Below are 23,401 nucleotides of genomic sequence, written 5' to 3'. Positions count from 1 at the left end.
GTTATGATATTAGTATATCAATATTAACTTTACAATTCAATTTTTTTACACTAATTTTACTCAATATATATATTTATATCATATGTTTGTTACAATATTATGTCATTGAATACATTCTTCAAGAATTCTAATTTATTTTCCATCTTTATATTTTTTAATTTAAATGCAAAATATGGATTTAATCCAAATTTTAATACTACACTATCTTTATATTTTTCAATTAAAGATTTAAATATGTTCTTGTATTCGCTCTCTCCCTCAGCAAATCTAAATATTATCTCTTTAGGAGTTTCCTTTATTTCTTCTATAAAAATCGATTTAGCTTGGCTCTTTATATATGCAATATCCATTAAATTATAAACTGGTTCTGGAATTTTAGAATATCTGTCTTCTAATTCTTCTTTTATATCATTATAATCTTCTATACCATCAATTGCGGCAATTTTCTTATACACTTCGATTTTTTGAATTTCGTCATCTATATAGTTTTCTGATATAAACGCATCAACTTTTACATCTACAGTTGTTTCTACTGGCTCCTTTTGAATTTCGCCTTTAATTAACTTAACCGTATCTTCAAGCATCCTACAATATAAATCATATCCTATTGAAGCCATATGACCATGTTGAGATGAACCCATCATGTTACCTGCACCTCTTATTTCAAGATCTCTCATAGCAATCTTGAAACCAGAACCTAATTCAGTAAAATCTTTTAGTGCTTTAAGCCTTTTTTCTGCAACTTCTGTCAAAACCTTATCTTTTGTATATAAAAGATATGCATATGCTATCCTATTTGATCTTCCTACTCTACCTCTTAATTGATAAAGTTGTGATAATCCCATTTTATCTGAATCATAAATTATTATTGTATTAACATTTTGAATATCCATTCCTGTTTCTATTATAGTTGTACATACCAATACATTGTATTCTCCAGCCATAAAGTCAAACATTTCTTTTTCTAGTTGCCTTTCAGCCATTTGTCCATGAGCAATTCCAACTTTGCTTTCTGGAACTAATCCTTGTACATACTTGGCTATTCTTTCAATATCCTCAACTCTGTTATAAACAAAATAAACTTGACCACCTCTACCTATTTCTCTAAGTATTGCATCTCTTATAAGCTGATCATTTTGTTCTACAACATAAGTTTGAACTGGATATCTTTCTTCCGGTGGAGTTTCTATAACTGAAATATCTCTAACACCGCTTAATGACATATGAAGAGTTCTTGGTATAGGTGTTGCACTCAAGGTTAAAACATCAATATTTTTTTTGATATTTTTAATCTTTTCCTTTTGTTTCACTCCAAATCTTTGCTCTTCATCTACTATAAGAAGTCCTAAATCTTTAAATTGAATATCCTTAGACACTAATCTATGTGTTCCTATTAAAATATCTACATTTCCTTCTTTTACTTTTTTAAGAGTTTCATTTTGTTGTTTTGTTGTTCTAAATCTACTAACCATATCTATTTTTATAGGGAAATCAGAAAATCTATTTTTCATATTCTTATAATGTTGTTCCGCCAAAATAGTAGTTGGAACTAAAAGTGCGACTTGCTTACCATCCATAACTGCTTTAAATGCCGCCCTTAACGCAACTTCTGTTTTTCCATATCCAACATCACCACACAAAAGTCTATCCATAGGCTTATCGCATTCCATATCTAACTTTATTTCCTCTAATGAAGTTAATTGATCTGGAGTTTCCTCAAATGGGAATTCATCTTCAAATTGTTTTTGCCATTCTGTATCTTTAGAAAATTTATGTCCCTTTACTGTTGTTCTCATTGCATAAAGCTTAACTAAATCCTCTGCGATTTCATTAATTGATTTCCTAACTTTAGCTTTTGCCTTTTGCCATTCAGCACTTCCAAGCTTATTAACTTTTGGAGACTTTCCTTCATTTCCAATATACTTTTGAATTAAATCAAGCTGTTCTACAGGAACATATAGCTTATCTCCCTTATCATACACGATATCTAAATAATCTCTTTTGTGTCCTGCAACATCAATTTGCTTAATTCCCTTATATACACCGATACCATGATTAGCATGAACTACATAATCACCAGGCTTTAGTTCAGCAAAACTTTTTATTTTAGAAACCCCTTTTTTCTTGGATTTCTTATTTTTAATTTTTCTCTTCGCTTCTCCAAATACCTCTCTATCAGATATTAAACATATTTTATATTCAGGATATTCAAATCCTTTTAACTGATTTCCAAATGTAATTACAACCTCACCATATTGAATATCATCAATTGTGTCTCGATAAGAACTTTCTATTCCTCTATCTCTAAGCGTAGCAACTAAACGTTCTCCTCTTGCCCTTGTTCCAGATAATATCAACGTTTTATATCCTAAACTTTTTTTACTTAATATATCATCAATTAATAAATCTAATTGTCCTTGATAATTATTTAAGGTTACTTGTGATACATTAACTGTTACAAATGGTTTTAGCCAATCATTAGCCTTTGTTAATGATTCAAAGAAAACAATATTTTTTCCTTCAAATGATTCAAACACTTCTTCTTTACTTATTAAAAGTTCTCCTTGTCTTGGGAATATATCCCCCCTTTGCGAGAAAGCAGTAAAGTTTTCTTCAAATTCTAAATATATTGATTCCAATTTACCCTTGCATCTTTGAACATCATTTACTACAAAAAAATAATCCTTAAAATAATCAAAAAAACTTTCCGTAGTTTCAGAGAAATATGGTAAATAACTATCTATTGTTTCAAAAGATGATTTTTCTTCTAGTGATTCTAAATTCTTATTTAATATTTTTCTTAGTTTATCTACTCTTTCACTATCTTTATCATTTGATGTAATTTTCTCAAAGTCATCCCTTAATCTATCACGACCGAGAGATAATGCTTCTTCTGATATAATTATCTCTTTTGCTGGAAATATATCTATTTTTTTTACCTTCTCAATACTTCTTTGAGATTCTATATTAAATGTTCTAATAGATTCTATTTCATCACCAAAAAGTTCAACTCTATATGGATAAGTTGAACATGTTGGGAACACATCTAAGATTCCACCTCTTAATGAGAATTGGCCTTTTCCTTCAACCATTTCTACTCTCTCATATCCTGATTGAATCAATTTTTTTGATATCTCCACAATATTAATTTCATCATTTTCTTTAAGATGCATGCTATACTCTACAAATAATTTATGTGGAGTATATTTAGCTGCAAATGAATCTATTGATGTTACTATTATTTTTTTCTTTTTATTTAATATTTCATTTATTACTTTTAGTCTTGCCCATCTTAAATCTCCTGAAATAGCATCTATATTATAGAAAACCATTTCCTTAGCCGGAAAGTAGTACACCTCATTAGTATACAATATTAAATCTTCATAAAGATTCTTTGCTTCCATATCACTTTGGGTAGCAATTATCATAGATTTATCTATATTTTCAAAAATACTATCTATAACATATCCTCTTCCTGATTCTGATGTTCCATAAACACCAATAGGATATCTTTTTGCTTCAATGCCTTTTATAATATTTTCAAATTGTTCACTACTTTCCAAGGGCTGTAATAACCCCTTCAATCTCATTTCTTGCACCATCCTTAAATACTCTTATTCGCCTTAAACCCATTAAATTGATTCATAGCTGTTTTTACGTCATTCTTTATTATGTCTCTTGATGCTTTTGTTGAAGCATCTATACTTTCATTCAAAACTAACATTTCTTCCTTAGTAAACTTTCCTAAGACATAGTTAACCAAATCTACATTAGGTTGTCCTACGCCTACTTTTATTCTTGGAAAAACATCTGTACCAAGGTGAGATATAATGCTTTTTATACCATTATGTCCTCCTGCACTACCTTTTTCCCTTATTCTTAATCTACCTACATCTAAACTAATATCATCATATATAACTAATACCTGTTCATTTGTAAGTTTATAAAAATCTACTACTTCTCTTATACTTTCTCCGCTTAAATTCATATAAGTTGTTGGTTTTAATAATATTACCTTTTCTCCATCAATAAAACCTTCACCATATATACCTTTAAATTTTTGCCTGTTTATCTCAATATTATACTCTTTTGCAATGTTATCAACAACTTTAAATCCAATATTATGTCTTGTATTCTCATACTCACTTCCTGGGTTCCCAAGTCCTACTATCAAAAACATTAAATTTTTCCTCCTTAAAAATTTATTATGAAATTATTACGAATTTACTTTAATTTGTATATGTTACTATTTTAATCTTGCTATAAAATCGAGTTACTTTTACTGATTTTAGTGTAAATTATTTATAATTACAAATACAATATTATATTTGTAATTATAAATAATTTCATCAATAAAAATATCATTTAATCTTTATTGATGAATATCTTGTAAGTGAAAATGTAAATGATACTCCTATATCTTTATTATTATCAGTCCATATTTCTTCACCTTGCTGCATAAGTATCATTCTTACTATAGAAAGTCCTAACCCACTACTAACTTTATTAGTTCTAGACTTATCCGATTTATAGAATCTATCCCATATATGTCGTATTTCTTCATCTTTAATTTTGGGTCCATCATTATAGATTTCTACAAATACTTTTGGCCCTTTAGAAAATATACTAATTCTTATATTTCCCTTATTACCACAATACTTAATAGCATTATCAAGTAAATTAGTTATAACCTGCATTGTTTTATCTTCATCTGCACTTACATAGCAATTTTGGCCTAACAACTTTATCTTTAGCGTTATTGCTTTTTCCTTTATCTTTGTTTCATTATTAATTACACATAATCTAATCAATTCATTTATGTCAATTTTCCTAATATGAAATTTTAACTTTCCTGATTCAATTGCTGATAAATCTAACAAATCATTAATTAGTCTTGTCAGCCTTTGAATCTCACTATAAACTCGTTCTAAATAATATCCCTCTTTATCTTTTGGAATAACTCCATCTATTATTCCAGCTATAAAACCTTTTATTGATGTTATAGGCGATCTTAATTCATGAGAAACATTTGATATAAATTCTCTTCTATTATTTTCAACTTTTTCTAATGATTCTGCCATTATATTGAATGAGTCAGCAAGCTGACCTATTTCATCTTGTGATTTTACATAAACTCTTTTATTAACTTTACCATTAGCAAATTCCTTTGCTGCATTATTTATTTCAGCCAATGGATTTATTAATATCTTCTTTGAAAATAGTGATAATACTGATGAAGCAAATATCATTGCTATTAATGCAGATATCCATATAATAAGATAAATCTTATGTAACTGTCCATTTATTTCTGACAACGGTGTTGTCATTATCATATATCCTTGAAATTCGTTATCTTTTAAAATTGGATATATATAAGTGTAATGATCATTAACATATTCTATTGATTTTCCTTTTAATAATGAATTCATATTTTCTTCTGAGATGATAGGCAATACTTTTAATTTTTTATTTTCCTCAAATTTAGAGCACAAAATTATGGAACTATCTTTATCTGAAATAAGTATTTCTGCATTTACTGCACCACTTAATGCGTCTACAACTGTTTGAAGTCTATCAATATCCTTTTCATTACCCTTTCCAATAGAATCTTTAGCTCTATACGTTAACATTGCACTTGGAACATTCGAAATGCATTGTTCAAATTGAGTTCTTTTTTCTTTAAAATAATAAACCTTGAACCACATAGATAATATCCACGCCAAACAAACTAACACAATTCCCAAAATAATTGTAAATGTAATTATTAATTTTAAAAGCAAACTCATTCTTCTCATTTAGTTCACCTCAAATTTATATCCTACACCCCATACAGTTTGTATTTCCCAAGTTTCACCGCTGCTTAATTTTTCTCTTAATCTCTTTATATGTACGTCTACAGTCCTAGAATCACCCGGATAATCATATCCCCAAACTTCACAAAGCAACTGTTCCCTTGTAAATACCTTATTTTTATTGCTAGCTAAATAATATAAAAGTTCAAACTCCTTTGGTGGCATTTTTATGTCTTCGCCATTATATGTTACTTTGTATGACATTGAATCTATTAATAAATCGCTTAACTTTATAACTTCACTCTTAACTGTATCTGTTGAATATCTTCTTAAAACTGCTTTTACTCTAGCTAGCAATTCTTTAGGTTCAAATGGTTTCACTATATAATCATCTGCTCCAAGCTCTAGCGCCAAAACTTTATCAAAAGTATCTCCTTTTGCAGTAATCATTATAATTGGAGTTTCACCTTGTTTTCTCATCCATTTTAAAACATCAATTCCATCTATATATGGTATCATTACATCAAGTAAAACTAAATCTGGATTATAATCTAAATACATATCTTGTGCTTCTTTACCATTTAGCGCTATTTTAGTATCATATCCCGAACTTTTTAGATACATATTTATTACTTCACTAATATTTTCATCATCATCTACAATTAAAACTTTTCCTGAAAATCGCTCCATACTTTACTTAACCCCTCCTTTTCTTACAATTTAATAATTTGTATTTAATACTAAAATCATTAATTACATTTCCAATATTATTTGCAATTGATTCATTTTATATAAATGCACATGAATTAGCATTGAATATATTATAACCTTAAAGCTCCCTCAATGGCTACAACCATAGAGGGAGCTTTTTTATATGTATTATTTTTGATATTCAAATAATTTACTTATTGGTTGATCATCATAAATTCTCTTTATTGCTTCTGCAAATAAAGGTGCGACCGAAATTGATGTTATTTTAGTTTTATCTATACCATCTCTTAGCGGAATTGTATTTAACATTACCAGCTCTTCAATTGCTGACTTGTTTATTCTTTCCATTGCAGGTCCTGATAACACACCATGAGTACAACATGCATATACGTTTTTTGCTCCTAAATCTTTAAGTGCATTTGCTGCATTTGTAATAGTTCCAGCAGTATCTATCATATCATCAATTAAGATACATACCTTTCCCTCAACATCTCCAATTATATTCATTATCTCCGAAACATTTGCTTTTGGTCTTCTTTTATCTATAATAGCTATTGGTGCATGTAGGCTATCTGCAAATTTTCTTGCTCTAGTAACACTACCTAAATCTGGCGATACCACTACAACATCTTCTCTATCTGCAAGTCCTTTTGAAATAAAATGTCTTGCTAGTATTGGTGATCCTAATAAATGATCCACTGGGATATCAAAATAACCTTGAATCTGTGCAGCATGTAAATCCATAGTCAAAACTCTATGTGCTCCTGCTGCAGTTAATAAATCAGCTACCAATTTTGCAGTTATTGGATCTCTTGATTTAGCCTTTCTATCTTGTCTCGCATATCCATAGTATGGAGTAACTACTGTAATTCTCCCTGCTGACGCTCTTTTAAATGCATCTATCATAATTAACAATTCCATCAAATTATTATTAACTGGTGAACAAGTAGATTGAACTATAAATACATCATTACCTCTTACAGTTTCATTAATATCTACAGATATTTCTCCATCACTAAAAGTTGAAACCTTAGACTTTCCTACTGGAACACCTAATATATCCGCTATATCCGCCGCCAATTGTGGATGAGAGTTTCCAGTAAAGACTTTTATATTTCTTCCATGAGTTATCATAATTAAGAAGACCTCCTTAAAATTTTAGTTAGTTCAGATATATTAATTGCCTTATTACTTTTCTAATATACCTTATATTAGGGCACATTCAAAAAATAACAAATCCATGTGCCTAAAATTTTATTTTTTTAATCCCTTTTTTTCTACCCATCCACTAATATTTCTTTGTTTAGCTCTTGCGACAGCAAGATCACCTTCTTTAACTTCAGCTGTAATAGTTGATCCTGCTGCTATATAAGTGTTGTCTCCAACTTTAACTGGTGATACTAAGTTAGTATTACATCCTATAAAACTATTATCTCCAATAACAGTTTTATGTTTAACTTTACCATCATAATTTACAACAACTGTACCACATCCAAAGTTACAATCTGAACCAACTTCTGCATCTCCTATATAAGTTAAATGAGATACTTTAGTTCCATCACCAATAGTTGATTTTTTTATTTCCACAAAATCGCCTATTCTTGCATGCTTACCAATTGTAGATTCTGGTCTTATATATGCAAATGGTCCTACAGTAGTGTTGTCTCCAATTTTACTATCTAATATAACAGAAGATTGAATATCTACTTCATCTCCAATGGTACTATCTGCGATTCTTGAATTTTGATAAAGTAAGCAATTTGATCCTATTTTAGTATTACCTTCTAAAATATTATTTGGATATATTATTGTATCTTTACCTATTTCTACATCAATTCCTATATAAGTTGTTTTAGGATCAATTAATGTAACTCCATTTTCCATATGCTTAAGATTTATTCTATTTTTAAGTATTTCTTCTGCTTGTGCTAATTGAACTCTTGAATTTACTCCAATAGTTTCTTCAAAATCTGTTACAACTGCTCCTATTACCTTATTTTCAGATTTTAATATTTCAATTACATCTGTAAGATAATATTCACCCTGTTCATTATTATTGTTTAATTTATCTAAAGCCTTAACTAATAATTCAATATCAAAACAATAAATTCCAGAATTCATTTCTGTAATTTTAAGTTCTTCTTCATTACAGTCTTTATGTTCTACAATTTTTAAAACTTGATTATCTTTTCTTACAATTCTTCCATAACCAGTTGGATCATCAACGATTGCAGTTAAAATTGTTGCTGCATTTTTATTATTTATATGATCTTCAACTAATCTTTCAACTGTAGATTGTTTAATTAAAGGAGTATCTCCTGTAAAAATTGCAACTACACCTTTTTTTCCTTGTAAAAATTCTTTAGAACATTGGACTGCATGTCCTGTTCCTAATTGCTCAGCTTGAAGAGAATAAGATACGTTTCTATCTTGAGTTCTTTCCTTTACAAGCTCTGCGCCTTTTCCTATTATTACATTTATATCATCTATTCCTGAATTTCTTATTGAATCTATAACATGCTTTAACATTTCTTTTCCACATACTTTATGTAGTACCTTAGGTAAATCAGATTTTATTCTTTTACCTTGACCTGCTGCCAAAACTAGTGCACATTTATACATTATATATCACACCTCATTCATAGGTTTACTAAGCGATTTTATAAGCTTAATAATACATTTAATATTCATACTTATTAATTATATTTGAAAGCAATATTTATTTCAACCCATATAACCCCTTAATATTTTTTCGAATATTACTTATTATTTAATTAATGAAATAAGAGGAAGCTATATACTTCCTCTTATCTTTAAAATTATTAGTTGTCTGCAACTTCTTCTGAAATAGCCTTTTCGTAAGCTTCTAAAATTGCAGTTTGAATTTTTTCTCTTGCTTCTGTATTTATTGGGTGAGCTATATCCTTAAATTCTCCATCTGGTGTCTTTCTACTTGGCATAGCAATAAATAAACCCGCTTGACCTTCTATGACTTTGATATCGTGAACTACGAATTCATTATCAAATGTTACAGAAACGATTCCTTTCATTTTACCTTCTGATGCGATTTTTCTAATTCTAACGTCTGTAATTTGCATCTTACTCCACCCCTCCCAGTTGCTTATAAAAATATTTGATATTTATATAATATATAATTTCTCCATAAATTTCTAAATTCCTTTTATATTTGTTAAATTATTAGAAAATTTATTTTATTATGTAAAAATATATAAATTACTACACATTTTAATAATAAACTAATTCTAGGGCATATAAACTAAACATTAATTTAGTCCTTATACAATAATAAAAGCTATATTTATTATTATGATGATGATTTATTTATTAAAAAAATAACAAGTCCAAAATAATCTTGACAGATGGACTTGTTATTTTTTTGAAGATACCTTAAACGTTAATTATAATTAATTAAGAAAATATTTTTGAAGGTTGTATTCCTACAATTGATGATTCATCTACTTCTTTTAATTCTACAATTGAAACATATTCATCAATTAATTTCTTTTCGCTTTGTTTATTATCAACCAATACTCCAATTCCAACTAATTCACTATCAAATTCCTTTAATAAATCTTTGATTCCAACTGCAGTTCCTCCGCCCTTCATAAAATCGTCAATAAATATACATTTACTGCAATTTTTCATTGATTTCTTAGACAATGACATTTGTTGCAATCTTCCATTACTTCCTGAAACATAATTTATAGTAACTGTTGGTCCTTCCGTAACTTGGCTATCTCTTCTTGCAATGACCAATTGTACTCCTAAATTTCTAGCTACTTCATAAGCAAGGGGAATTCCCTTAGTTTCAACTGTTATTACATAATCTATATCTTTTCCTTGGAAACAAGATGAAAGCATAACCCCTGCCTTACTTATTATTTCTGGATTATACATTAAGTCTGTCATATATATTATATTTCCTGGTATTACTCTTCCCCCATCTTCTAATAAATTACATAATTCTAATGAAAATTCTTTTTTCTTATCATATCCAATTGAAGGAATGTACTTAATACCACCAGCTACCCCTGCTATAGTTTCTATTTTTCCCATACTAAGTCTTTCTAAAACTTCTCTAACAACTACTATATCTTCGCTTATAGTAGATTTAGCTGCATTTAATAATTCTGAAAATTTATTTAATCCTATTATCTTATTTGGACTTTCCAATAGTATCTTAGTTATAATCACTACTCGTTTATTTCTCGTAAACTTTTCCATTTAATCACCTACACGAATTTATTTTTATTAAATCCCTTTAATATTCATATTTTATGTCAAATCCAAATTAATATCAATGTTTTTAACTTTTTATCTATAAGTTTATGGAAAATAAACATTTTCCAATAAAATAGCATGTATTTATTTTTTTCTGTGGTTGATTCACAAAAAAATGTATATAATTATAATTACAGTGTACTACTAAAACTTTCATAAATTTAACTTTGAACTATAAATATACATTTATAGTATGAATTTATAAACATATTCCCTGATAACTTTAAATATTATTATATTATAATGCTATTTTGTTATTAGGCATAATCGTGAAAATAATTAACAAATATAATTGCATAGCTCTCGTCATACTGTGTCAGCAAATTCTACTAAATAAATACACTATTATTAAGAACCTGCTTTCCTCTCTGACAAGAACTATGTGTAGTCTTTGTTCTATTATTTTCTTTCATATGCTTATTTATTCAAATGCTGACTTTGAATTTTAGTTTTACAATTGTATAAGAATTATATAAAATTTTAATATAATTCTACTAATTAAAAAGGGGTTGATCCATTTGTCTTTCGATTTTATAAAAGATAAAGATAAAAAAGTTCATTTCATTGGTATTGGTGGTATCAGCATGAGCGGACTTGCTGCTGTTTTATTAAATAGTGGCTTTAAAGTTTCTGGTTCAGATTTTAAAGATTCTCCTATTGTTGAAAAATTAAGATCTGAAGGTGCTGAAATTTACATAGGGCACAATAAAGATAATATTAAGGATGTAGATTTAGTAGTATATACTGCTGCTATCCCTTCTGATAATCCTGAACTTTTATATGCTAAAGAAAATAATATAACATTAATGGACAGAGCTGAATTTTTAGGTCAAATTATGAAAGGTCATAAATATAATGTAGCCATTTCTGGTACTCATGGAAAAACTACATGTACATCCATGTTATCTCATATTACACTTGCTGGTAATTTAGATCCAACTATTCTAGTTGGTGGAGAATTAGATGCTATTGGTGGTAACTTTAGAATTGGTAACAGCGAATATTTCTTAACTGAAGCTTGTGAATATAAGCGTTCATTCTTAAAATTCTTCCCTTATGTCGGAATAATTTTAAATATTGATGCTGATCACTTAGATTGCTATAAAGATATCGATGAAATTGCAGATACATTTTCAAAATTCTCTAATCTCATTCCAAAAGACGGATATCTTGTAGGATATGGTGATGACGTTAGAGTAAAAAAAGTTTTATCAAATGCTGATTGTAACACTTTAAGCTACGGCTTAGGAGAAAATGTTGATGTAACTGCCAAAAACATAGTGTTCAACAAAAATGGTTGCGCTACTTTCGATGTATATAAACATGATAAAAAGTTATTTAACCTTACTCTAAATGTACCAGGTGAGCATAACATATTAAATGCTCTAGCTTCAGTATGTGTTTCACTTATATTTAATATTTCTTCTGAAGATATAATTGAGGGATTATCAAAATGCAAGGGTGCACACAAAAGATTTGAGTATAAGGGAGAAAAGAACGGTGTTACAGTAATAGATGACTATGCTCATCATCCAACTGAAATTAAAGCTACTTTAAGTACTGCAAAAAAAATACACCATAATAAAACATACTGCATCTTCCAACCACACACTTATACTAGAACTAAATCATTATTTGATGAATTTACTCATTGTTTCACAGAGACTGATGAACTTATCTTAATGGATATTTATGCTGCTCGTGAAAAAGATACTGGTTTAGTTTCATCTGACGAACTTGGCGATGCAATAAGAGCTACAGGTGTTAAATGTACTAATGTTCATTCACACGATGAAGCGCTAGAATACGTTAAATCAAAACTTCAAGACGGCGACTTACTATTAACTGTAGGTGCTGGTGATGTAGTTATTGTTGGTGAAAAATATTTAAATGAATAATTTAAAATTTAGATGCATTGCGAAGTATTAAAGTTTCGTGATGCATAATCGAAATTAGACACATATTTGTTCCATAGGACTAAGAAAATTTCGCTGGGAACATCTAAATGGAAAGTTACACCTGCTTTAGTTTGCTCCAAATATAAAGTTTGGACAGGCTAAAGTAGAACAACCTTCCATTAAGATATTTAAACAGTTTATTTTCAATGCCTATTTCACAAATATGTGTCTAATTTCTTTATTTTGATATGCTCCTTAGTATAATTAATTATTGAATGTGATTTTAATATATACATACTCTTTTAATCTTAGACTATATTCTAAATATAGTGTTGAACTGTAATAAAAAATTATAGTTATATCATGTAATTATAATTCTCAATATAAGAACTTTATTATTTATTTAATTATAGTAACCTCTTTGGATACTGAATTTAAAATTTCAGCTCCATCTTTTGTTACAAGGACTAAATCTTCTATTCTAACACCAATCTTACCTGGAAGATATATTCCTGGTTCTATTGAGAATATCATCCCTTCTTTTACCTCTTCGTGATTAATAGAACTTACATCACCTTTATCATGTATTTCCAATCCTACACTATGTCCTGTTCTATGAGTGAAATACTTTCCATATCCCTTATCATCTATATAATTTCTAGCTGCTGCATCAATTTCTGAAAATTTAACACCATCTTTCACTTTTGCGATAGCATTTAAATTTGCAGTCTTTACTATCTCATATACTTCTCTATCTTCTTTACTTGGCTCTTCTCCAAAAAACACTGTTCTTGTCATATCGGAACAATAATGATTATACACGCCCCCAATGTCAATAACTATGCTATCACCTTTTTTAAGCTTTGTATCATCATTTTCATGATGTGGATCTGCTGCATTTGCACCATATCCTATTATAGGATCAAATGAAAATCCTTGAGCTCCTTCATTTTCGTATATCTCCTGCAATAGTCTAGCATAATATTTTTCAGTACATCCTTCCTTCAACTCTCTTAAAAATATTTGCATAACTCTATCATTTATTTGAGAAGACTTTCTCATAAGTTCTTTTTCTTCTTCATCCTTAATCATTCTTAATTCATCAATTATACTAGATGAATTAACAAAACCTTTTACTGCATTAAACTCCATTAATCCTATTAAATATTGTGCAGGCCAAAATTTGTCTACACCTAAAACTTTATCTTTTTTAACTACTTTACTTAATATTTCAATTGCATTGTCATTATCTGTAAACCAAATCACTTCTATTCCTAAATCTTCTTGAAGTGGAAATAGCTTATTTATTATAAACTTGTGATTACCATCTGCATTTATATAAAGAGCTATCATTCTCTCTCCAGTTGATATCCATTTACCTGTTAAATAATAAATCGCTGCTGGTGATGTAACCACCATCTGTGATAAATTCATAGTTTGCATTTTTTCTAATACATTTGCTAATCTTTGATCTTTCATGTATGTAACCTCCATATCTGATTACTTGTTATTTATTCGAATGTTCCTAAAGAATATTATATAACTTTTCCACTTAAAATAATATTCTTAATTATATATTGGAGGTATAATATACTATGATAAATATCTGAGGAGGAATACTTATGAAAATAGCAGTAATTTCAGACATTCATGCTAATATATATGCTCTTATCAATCTTTTAGAAGATATTGATAATGAAAAAGTTGATACAATAATTTGCTTAGGAGATTTAGTTGGATATGGTCCTCATCCTAATGAAGTAATTTCAATGATTAGAAGAAGACATATTCTATGCATAAAAGGCAATTATGACAGCTCAGTTGTTGACAATGAGTACTCTTACATAAGAGAAACACCTATTAATAGTTTTTCTCTTCCTTGGACAGTCAATGAACTAAGGGAAGAAAATAGAATCTACCTTCAAAATTTACCTTCAACCTTATCTTTAAAGATATGTAATAGAAATTTTCTATTCGTGCATGGAAGTCCAAATAAAATTAATGAATATCTTTTTGAAAATGGAGATAACACTAATGAAATAATGAAATCCCTTAATGAAGATGTTCTTATTTGTGCTCACACTCATCTACCATCAACAAAAGACTTTAACGGTAAGATATATATAAATTGCGGAAGTGTAGGTAAGCCTAAAATAGGTAGACCAAATAGCACATATTGTATTTTAAATATTAATAATAAAGATGGTATGAAGGTGCAAATAAAGGAAATTCCTTATTCGTTTAACAGAATTATTAAGGATATGACTATGTTAAATTTCCCCAGCCCACTTATTGACAGTTTTCAAACAGGCTCAGAGTAGACAAGATATATAAAATATTATCAAATTAGCTACACTATTAGTCCTGCACAATATATATCTATAAACGATTGCATTGTACATGACTAAGTTGCATTCACTAAAAAAGTATTGTAAAATCTATTTAGCATTAATCGTAATAGTATACATTACAATATTACAAATTAAAAGACATATTAATATTATTTAGTTTATATATTAAATTTCAATATTTGATAATTTTGTATGTTATTCTAAATTTTTCATGCTTTATATGATTAATTATAAAAACGGAGGTCATGTACAATGGCAAAATCAAACTTAATTAGAACCCTTTACAGAAATACTGATGATTTCTTATCAAAGGAAGTAACAATATCTGGTTGGATTAGAACACTAAGAGCTTCTAATGCTTTTGGATTTATAGAAGTTAATGATGGCTCTTTCTTTAAAAATATTCAAGTAGTTATTGATGAAAAATTAGAAAATTTCAAGGAAGTAGCAAAATTACCTATAAGTTCTTCAATTTCAGTTATAGGTACACTAGTTGCTACTCCAGACTCAAAGCAACCATTTGAAATTCAAGCAAAAGAAGTTATAATTGAAGGAATGTCAAATTCTGATTATCCTCTTCAAAAGAAAAGACATACATTTGAATATTTAAGAACAATAGCTCACTTAAGACCTAGAAGTAATGCTTTCTCAGCAACTTTTAGAGTTCGTTCAGTTGCAGCTTATGCAATTCACAAATTTTTCCAAGATCAAGACTTCGTATACACACATACTCCAATAATAACTGGTAGTGACTGTGAAGGTGCTGGAGAAATGTTTAGATTAACAACTCTTGATCCTAAAACTCCTGAGTTAACTAAAGATGGCGACGTAGATTTTACTAAAGACTTCTTTGGAAAAGAAACTAATCTTACTGTTTCTGGACAATTAAATGCTGAATGCTTTGCATTGGCTTTCAGAAATATATATACATTTGGACCAACATTCAGAGCTGAAAATTCTAATACTACTAGACATGCAGCTGAATTCTGGATGATAGAACCTGAAATTGCTTTTGCAGATTTACAAGATGATATGGAACTTGCTGAAAGCATGCTTAAATATGTTATCAATTATGTTATAGAACATTGTCCTGAAGAATTAGAATTCTTTAATCAATTTGTTGATAAAGGATTATTAGAAAGATTAAATCATGTAATTTCATCAGATTTTGCTAGAGTTACTTACACAGAAGCTGTTGAAATACTACAAAAATGTGGAAAAGAATTTGATTATCCTGTATCTTGGGGCATTGATCTACAAACAGAACATGAAAGATATCTTACTGAAGAACACTTTAATAAACCTCTTTTTGTAACAGATTATCCTAAAGATATCAAAGCATTCTATATGAGAATGAACGATGATAACAAGACTGTTGCAGCTACTGACCTTTTAGTACCAGGAATAGGCGAAATAATTGGTGGTAGTCAAAGAGAAGAAAGAATTGATGTATTAAAAAATAGAATGAATGAATTAGGTCTTAATGAAGAAGATTACTGGTGGTACTTAGAATTAAGAAAATATGGAGAAACTAAACATGCAGGTTTTGGTTTAGGTTTTGAAAGATTAATCATGTACATTACTGGTATGACAAACATCAGAGACGTAATACCATTCCCTAGAACTCCAGGAACAAGCGAATTCTAAACATTAAATATTAATGTTTAATATACATTAAACCGTGTTATAGTATTATTTTCATGTTATTAATTTTTTATGATATTATTCTATAATGGGTAAAAAGAGAAGTAAAATTATTTTACTTCTCTTTTTTATGTTAAGAAAATTAATAAAAATAATAAATTAACTATATGCATTTATCTATATAAAATTATATATGTAAAAAAGCATTCACTTTAAAAGTGAATACTTAATATTTTTATAACTTATATTTAGACATATGAAAGAAAATAGGGACAGTAGATAGTTTTGTGTAAAAAACAAAACTATCTACTGTTTTTTTACATAATCAGTTGGTAGTTTTGGAATAATATACATAAAGAATAAAGGAGGAATATGTATGTCAAAACCAATTGATGATGACTTTGATTACAAAGCTGAGGTAAAGAAATGTAAGACTATCGATGATGTCATGGGTAAAAATGGTTTAATTCAAAGATTAGTTAAAGATGTGTTAGAAAATATTTTAGAAGGTGAAATGGAAGAACACCTTGGAAGAAATAAATATCAAAGAGCAGAAACTAATGATTCTACAAAAAAGAATTATCGAAATGGATATAGTACCAAAAATCTTAGAAGTTCCTTCGGTGACGTCGATTTAGACGTACCAAGAGATAGGAATGCTGAATTTGAGCCACAAATTATAAAGAAATACGAAACTGTGTGTACAGAATTAGATAAAAAGGTGATTTCTCTTTACGCAAAAGGAATGACCACAAGTGATATTCAAGCAGAAATAGAGGACTTATATGGAATAACAATATCACCTTCTATGGTATCTAGAATTACAGATAAAGTTATGGAAAGTGCTGTTGAGTGGCAAAATAGATCACTAGATAAAGTTTATCCAATAGTGTATTTGGATGCTATGTATTTCAAGGTGCGAAGCAATGGAAAGATTATGAATAAAGCTGTTTATATATGCTTAGGATACAACATGCAAGGATACAAAGAAATTTTAGGAAGTTGGGTAGATGAAGCTGAGGGTGCTAAGTTTTGGTTAAAGATATGCACTGATCTTAAAAATAGAGGCGTACGAGAAATCCTTATAGCATGTATGGACGGATTAAAGGGGTTACCAGAAGCCATTAAAACTGTATTTCCATCAGTTAACATTCAAACATGTATTGTTCACCAAATAAGAAACTCAGTTAAGTATATAGCATCAAAAGATAAGAAAGAATTTATTAAAGATTTAAAATGTGTTTATAAGGCTTCAACTGAGGAACTTGCGCTAGCGCAGCTCGATAATTTAAAGGATAAGTGGGGAGATAAATATGCTATTGTAATAGATTCGTGGTATAACAATTGGAGTCACCTATCAACATTCTTCACTTTCTCTCCTGAAATAAGAAAAATGATATATACAACTAATACGCTTGAAGGATTTAACAGACAAATACGTAAGTATACTAAATCAAGAACTGTATTTCCAACCGATGAATCTTTAAGTAAATGTGTTTATCTAGCTACTATGGAAATTATAGAAAAGTGGACTCAACCAACACCAAATTGGGGTCGTACTTTAGCAGAATTATCAATAGTATTTGAAGAACAATTAAATGATGAATTAGCTTAATAGCTTGTACTTTTTGCTAAACTTTATGTATAATATCTGATTTTTCACTAATACTATAAATGGATATAAAACATATTTTTAACATTTACTAAAAATAAAAAAATATTACTGGACCATAAAATTTCCAGTAATATTTAAATAACAAATATACTAATAACACAAAATTATCTAGAGTCCCAGAAAATAACATATCTATCCATCATGATTATTTTCTTTTATGTGCCTTATCCTTTTATTAGTCTATCATAATTTTTATAATTTCCTTATCAGTTTCCCTCATTCCTTCTCTTGCAAGTTTCCCTACATTGCATATAGTAGCTTCAACACCTTTTTTGACAATACCATCACCATCTTTAAATTGTTGCCCGTTTTTATACATGTTATATCCTAAAATTCCTGCATCTACTCCTGCTGCAATTTTAGCTGCACAAGATGCTTTTGCTCCATCGCAAACAATTCCTGAAACTATAGATAATGCATTAACAATTGTATGTGAAATCTCTTTGTATCCTCCACCATGAAGATACGCTATTCCAGCTCCACTTCCAGCACCTGCACTAATAGCACCACAATATGCAGAAAGTCTTCCTATTCCAGTCTTTTGATGTATTGTAACTAAATCTGAAAGAGCTACAGCTCTATAAAGCTTCTCTTTTGATACATTTAATTCTTTAGCATATTCAATAACCGGAAGCGAAGCTGTCATTCCTTGATTTCCACTACCAGAAAGAATAATAACTGGTAATTCACATCCATTCATTCTAGCGTCTGATCCTGCTGCTGCTTTAGCTTTTGCTCTTGTTTTAATATCTTCACCATATGTTGAAATTAAAACGCTTCCTATATTAGCACCATAATTATTTTTCAATCCCTCTTCTGCAATTCTTGAGTTATATTCAATTTGTTTTCCTATAACATCTTTTATATCTTCAATATCTACAGAATTTGCAAAATCAATAATATCTTCTATATTTAATAATTTTTTATCGCTAAGTCCTTCTTCCTTACATACTTCTGCTTCTTTTTGATAAAGTATTTCTCCATCCTTTTCAATAAGAACAATATTAGTATGATAATTTGCAATTCTTACTTTTACAACTGATTCTTTATAAAATAGATTTATCTGTATGTAAAATATAAAATTTGTATCTGCTGGAACAACTTTTATTGGACAATTAACCATTAATTCTTTCATCTTTTGCTTTTCTTCTTCCGTTACTTCTGATATAGCCTCTAATTTCTTTTCTGATTTCCCTGCTACAATACCAGCTGCAGCTGCTGCTTCTATTCCTTTTAAATTATTTGTATTTGGAACTATTACACTTTTAACATTCTTAATAATATTTCCACTGACTTCTACAACGACTTTTTCAGGCATCTTACCTAATACTTCTCTCGCTTTTGCTGACGCATATGCAACTGCAATTGGTTCTGTACATCCCATAGCTGGAACTAATTCTTCTTTTAAAATCTGAACATAATTCTTATACCTTAAATCACTTTTTTCCACTTTCTAACCCCCATCTAAGGCACAATCAAAAAATAACAAGTTCATGTGCCTAAAATATTTTTAAATATTGCTTTTATTAACTGAACAAAATAAACTTAATTATTATCAAAATCATAACGTAAATCAAATTTTTATATCTCTTGCAAAACTTTGTTTATATTCTATCATTTACATTTACATTAATAAAACAAATAATTATAATGTTTATATTAGATTTACTAATGTAAAGGAGTATTTAATGAATCAGTATTATGCATTTATTAAAATAATTGAAATTGGTAGCTTTACAAAAGCAGCAGAAGAACTTGGATATACTCAATCAGCAATAAGCCAGATGGTACGCTCATTAGAAGAAGAACTTTCTACTACACTTATTCTCCGCTCTCGAAAAGGAATCACCCTTACCCCTGATGGAGAAGAATTTCTACCTTATATTAGAAAACTATATAATTCATATAGAGAACTTATGGAAAAAAGTAAAGAAATGCAAGGGCTTCAAGGTGGTATTGTACGTATTGGAACTTTTTCAAGTGTTTCTTCAAGCTGGCTTCCTGACTTAATAAAAAACTTTAAAGAATTATATCCATCAGTAAAATTTGAACTTCAGCAAGGACAATATACAAGCATTGCCAAGTTAATTAAAGAAGGTAGTGTCGATTTCGGCTTTGTTAATCCTGATGCAGTTACTAATCTACACATAATTCCTTTAAAACGAGATGAAATGCTAGCTGTTTTACCTTATAATCATGAACTGACTAATCATAAAAAATTAACTTTAACGGAACTGTCACAGGAACCTTTTATTCTTTTAGATGAGGGACAGTTAAGTGTACCATTAAAATTTTTTGGACAAAATGATCTACATCCAAATATACAATATACTGTTTATGATGATTATACAATTATGTCCATGGTAGAAAAGGGCTTGGGAATTGCTATTTTACCAGAATCGATATTAAATAAAATGAATTATAACATTGTAAAGAAAAAAATATACCCACCTATTGTTCGTACCATCGGTATAGCCTTTAAAGATAAAAAGACATTACCAATTGCAAGCAGATATTTTATTGATTTTATTTTAAAACAATTTAATGACATTATTTAATATTTTGTTTTATCTAATCACCTTAATTAAGTTTGTTATTTCGCACCCATAAAGAGTATCTTTTATAGATGCTCTTTTTTTAATTCTTTAGTAAATTATACGGCAGTTAAATCTGTAGCTAACTTTTGAAAGTAGTAGAAACACATAATCTGCGAAGTAGATTTTCTTGTCAAGCACATGAAAAAATAGCAATTCCAAAATGCCAAGATTACTTTTTGATTGTTCCTTGCTTAAAGATTAATTAATAATCTTAAAATTCATTAAGCTTATATTCAGATTTCTGAAATAAAATAGTTTTTAAAGAACAGGGAATAATAATTAAGTTTCTCTTTTCTATTAACTACTTTAACAAGAAAGGAAAAGTATAATGACTTTGCTATATGAACATTATACATGGTGATTTTATGAAACATGAAATTTCGAATAATGATAATAAATTCTTATTATTCATCAACAAAAACTGGCATATAATAACTTTAACTTTTATAGCTATGCTATCATTTTTCTTCAATTTTTACGCTATATCTAAATACGGATACGGTAATGAATATTATGCTGCCGCTATAAAAAGTATGACTCAAAGCTTTAAGAATTTCTTCTTTTTATCTTTTGATCCATCTGGTATGGTATCTATAGATAAACCTCCTGTTGGATTTTGGATGCAGGCTATATCTGTTTTAATATTTGGTTATCACGGTTGGGCGATGTTACTGCCTCAAGCATTAGCAGGAACTGGTTCTTGCATTATGGTATACATATTGGTATCAAAATACTTCGGACGTCCATCTGGATTAATTTCTGCATTTATATTCTCATTTACTCCTTCTGTTGTAGTTGCTTCTCGTAATAATACAATTGACATGCAATTAATATTTGTACTTTTAATTGCTGCATGGTTTTTATTTAAATCTATCGAGAATGGTAAAAAACGTGACTTATTTATTGCAGGAGCACTTATTGGTTTAGGTTTTAACATAAAAATGCTTCAAGCTTATACAGTACTTCCTGCATTTGCTCTTGTATATTTGATGTTTGCAAAAGAAAAGCTAGTAAAAAAATTTATTAATGGAATAATTACTATGGTTATAGTATTAGTTATTTCCTTTGCATGGGTATTTGCTGTTGATTTATATCCTTCTGATAGCAGACCTTATGTAGATAGCTCAACTAACAATACTGTAATGGAACTTATAGTAGGGCACAATGGTCTAGAAAGAATTTATGGACAAAGTCAAGGCGGAGGTCAACAAGGTGGACATCAAGGTGATGGTCAACAAGGCAGACCTCAAGATGACGTCCAACAAGATGGACCTCAAGGCGATGGTCAACAAGGCAGGCCTCAAGGTGGCGGAATGGGAAGTGGTGAAATTGGTACTGCTTCAATTGTAAGACTTTGGACTAGTAACCTTTACGGCCAAGCTTCATGGTTATTAACTTTTGCTGCATTTTCTATCTTAATATTTATACGTAAGTTTAACATGCGTGACCTTACAGTAAAACAAAGCATGCTTACATTCTGGACTTTATGGCTTGGAACAATGTTTACATTCTTTAGCTTTGCTGGATTCTATCACAGATACTACTTATGTATGTTTGGACCTGCAATTGCTGCACTATGTGGTATTGGACTTGTAAAAATGTTTGAAGAATTCAAAAATAAAAATGGTATAAAACAATTTATACTTCCTATATCTCTTATAACAACTATTGGAATTGAAATTAAATATGTATGGACTTACTCTCAATTAAAATCATGGCTTGTTCCTATTATTGCAGTAGCAGGTGTTATATCACTTGCATTAATGATTTTAAATTATATAAGACCAAAGAAATTAATAACACTTATAATTGGAGCCTTTATGTTAATTTCAATGGGTGCTGCACCATTTTATTGGGCATTAACGCCTGTTATGTATGTGCCAAATTCAACAATGCCATATGCTGGGCCAGAACTTGCTTCTCAATCTGGTAAAGGTATGCCTCAAAGCGGTAGTTTATCAGAAAATAATAAATCTTCTAATCTTGAGCAATACCTTGTAAACAACTATAAAGAAGGTAGTTTCTTAGTTGTTTCATCAAGAGCCGATGATGTAGCTCAATTTATTATGGATACTGGTTTACCTGCTTACGCATATGGTGGATTTCTAGGTTCTGATAATTCTCTTACTGTCGACAAGCTTAAAGAGTATGTAAGTGAAGGCAAAATAACATATTTCCTTGTTTCTGGTGATGGTGGTATGGGTGGAAACTCTGAGTTAACATCTTACGTAAAAGAAAATGCCACACTTATAGCCCCATCAGAATATGGCGGAAGCTCTAGTAATCAAAATCAAAAAGGTGGTCCAGGAAGTCAAAGTGGTTCTTTATACTGCTTTAATAAAGTTTCTTAAATATAAATTAGTTTTAGAATTTTAAGTATGTAAAAAAATAACAAATTAATATAAGCTAACTATCTTGTTTTCGATGATAA

At 29.2% G+C, this 23,401-nt stretch carries 16 protein-coding genes; 6 read left to right on the top strand and 10 right to left on the bottom strand.

Going from position 1 to position 23,401, the window contains the following annotated elements; genetic code table 11:
• Positions 1-89 precede the first annotated feature (89 nt).
• From mfd to purR, 8 genes are all read right to left on the bottom strand, one after another.
• On the bottom strand, positions 90-3,590 hold the full coding sequence (gene mfd, locus CLSA_RS00555) for a transcription-repair coupling factor (RefSeq protein ID WP_022743483.1): 3,501 nt from the start codon (positions 3,588-3,590) through the stop codon (positions 90-92).
• 14 nt (positions 3,591-3,604) lie between these two features.
• Positions 3,605-4,180: an aminoacyl-tRNA hydrolase gene (pth, locus tag CLSA_RS00550; RefSeq protein ID WP_022743482.1), complete on the bottom strand. Its 576-nt coding sequence runs from the start codon at positions 4,178-4,180 to the stop codon at positions 3,605-3,607.
• A 181-nt stretch (positions 4,181-4,361) separates the two neighbouring features.
• On the bottom strand, positions 4,362-5,795 hold the full coding sequence (locus CLSA_RS00545) for a sensor histidine kinase (protein WP_022743481.1): 1,434 nt from the start codon (positions 5,793-5,795) through the stop codon (positions 4,362-4,364).
• Positions 5,796-6,482, bottom strand: a complete 687-nt coding sequence (locus CLSA_RS00540; RefSeq protein WP_022743480.1) for a response regulator transcription factor — start codon at positions 6,480-6,482, stop codon at positions 5,796-5,798.
• Positions 6,483-6,671: 189 nt separating this feature from the next.
• The gene (locus tag CLSA_RS00535; protein ID WP_022743479.1) at positions 6,672-7,637 is read right to left on the bottom strand and encodes a ribose-phosphate diphosphokinase; all 966 of its coding nucleotides are present in this window, start codon (positions 7,635-7,637) and stop codon (positions 6,672-6,674) included.
• Positions 7,638-7,757: 120 nt separating this feature from the next.
• Positions 7,758-9,125: a bifunctional UDP-N-acetylglucosamine diphosphorylase/glucosamine-1-phosphate N-acetyltransferase GlmU gene (gene glmU, locus CLSA_RS00530; protein ID WP_022743478.1), complete on the bottom strand. Its 1,368-nt coding sequence runs from the start codon at positions 9,123-9,125 to the stop codon at positions 7,758-7,760.
• A gap of 200 nt (positions 9,126-9,325) precedes the next feature.
• The gene (gene spoVG / locus CLSA_RS00525; RefSeq protein ID WP_022743477.1) at positions 9,326-9,601 is read right to left on the bottom strand and encodes a septation regulator SpoVG; all 276 of its coding nucleotides are present in this window, start codon (positions 9,599-9,601) and stop codon (positions 9,326-9,328) included.
• A gap of 331 nt (positions 9,602-9,932) precedes the next feature.
• The gene (gene purR, locus CLSA_RS00520) at positions 9,933-10,748 is read right to left on the bottom strand and encodes a pur operon repressor (protein WP_022743476.1); all 816 of its coding nucleotides are present in this window, start codon (positions 10,746-10,748) and stop codon (positions 9,933-9,935) included.
• Between the two features lie 575 nt (positions 10,749-11,323).
• Between purR and murC the strand changes: the two genes are divergently transcribed.
• Entirely contained in the window at positions 11,324-12,703 is a 1,380-nt protein-coding gene (gene murC / locus CLSA_RS00515) for a UDP-N-acetylmuramate--L-alanine ligase (protein ID WP_022743475.1), read from the top strand.
• A 399-nt stretch (positions 12,704-13,102) separates the two neighbouring features.
• On the opposite strand, the gene CLSA_RS00510 is transcribed toward murC, so the two are convergent.
• Complete coding sequence (locus CLSA_RS00510) at positions 13,103-14,182, bottom strand: M24 family metallopeptidase (protein ID WP_022743474.1); 1,080 nt, start codon at positions 14,180-14,182, stop codon at positions 13,103-13,105.
• 143 nt (positions 14,183-14,325) lie between these two features.
• Here CLSA_RS00510 and CLSA_RS00505 point away from each other — a divergent pair, with 143 nt between their 5' ends.
• From CLSA_RS00505 to CLSA_RS00495, 3 genes are all read left to right on the top strand, one after another.
• Complete coding sequence (locus CLSA_RS00505; protein WP_022743473.1) at positions 14,326-15,024, top strand: metallophosphoesterase family protein; 699 nt, start codon at positions 14,326-14,328, stop codon at positions 15,022-15,024.
• Between the two features lie 282 nt (positions 15,025-15,306).
• Positions 15,307-16,701 carry an asparagine--tRNA ligase gene (asnS, locus tag CLSA_RS00500; protein ID WP_022743472.1) on the top strand — a complete coding sequence of 465 codons (1,395 nt, stop codon included), beginning with the start codon at positions 15,307-15,309 and terminating at the stop codon, positions 16,699-16,701.
• A 373-nt stretch (positions 16,702-17,074) separates the two neighbouring features.
• Positions 17,075-18,313: an IS256 family transposase gene (locus CLSA_RS00495; protein WP_022743471.1), complete on the top strand. Its 1,239-nt coding sequence runs from the start codon at positions 17,075-17,077 to the stop codon at positions 18,311-18,313.
• A gap of 235 nt (positions 18,314-18,548) precedes the next feature.
• Here the strand turns inward: CLSA_RS00495 and CLSA_RS00490 are convergent, their stop codons facing one another.
• Positions 18,549-19,823: an L-cysteine desulfidase family protein gene (locus tag CLSA_RS00490; RefSeq protein WP_022743470.1), complete on the bottom strand. Its 1,275-nt coding sequence runs from the start codon at positions 19,821-19,823 to the stop codon at positions 18,549-18,551.
• 238 nt (positions 19,824-20,061) lie between these two features.
• Here CLSA_RS00490 and CLSA_RS00485 point away from each other — a divergent pair, with 238 nt between their 5' ends.
• Together CLSA_RS00485 and CLSA_RS00480 are read left to right on the top strand one after the other, a co-directional pair.
• Positions 20,062-20,931 (top strand): LysR family transcriptional regulator, encoded by an 870-nt coding sequence (locus CLSA_RS00485; RefSeq protein ID WP_022743469.1) that lies wholly within the window; start codon positions 20,062-20,064, stop codon positions 20,929-20,931.
• Between the two features lie 380 nt (positions 20,932-21,311).
• Positions 21,312-23,321 (top strand): ArnT family glycosyltransferase, encoded by a 2,010-nt coding sequence (locus tag CLSA_RS00480; RefSeq protein WP_077393746.1) that lies wholly within the window; start codon positions 21,312-21,314, stop codon positions 23,319-23,321.
• Positions 23,322-23,401 lie beyond the last annotated feature (80 nt).

This window comes from Clostridium saccharobutylicum DSM 13864, assembly GCF_000473995.1.
GTDB classification, from domain to species: domain Bacteria; phylum Bacillota; class Clostridia; order Clostridiales; family Clostridiaceae; genus Clostridium; species Clostridium saccharobutylicum.
This window is presented reverse-complemented; position numbering and strand designations above follow the sequence as displayed.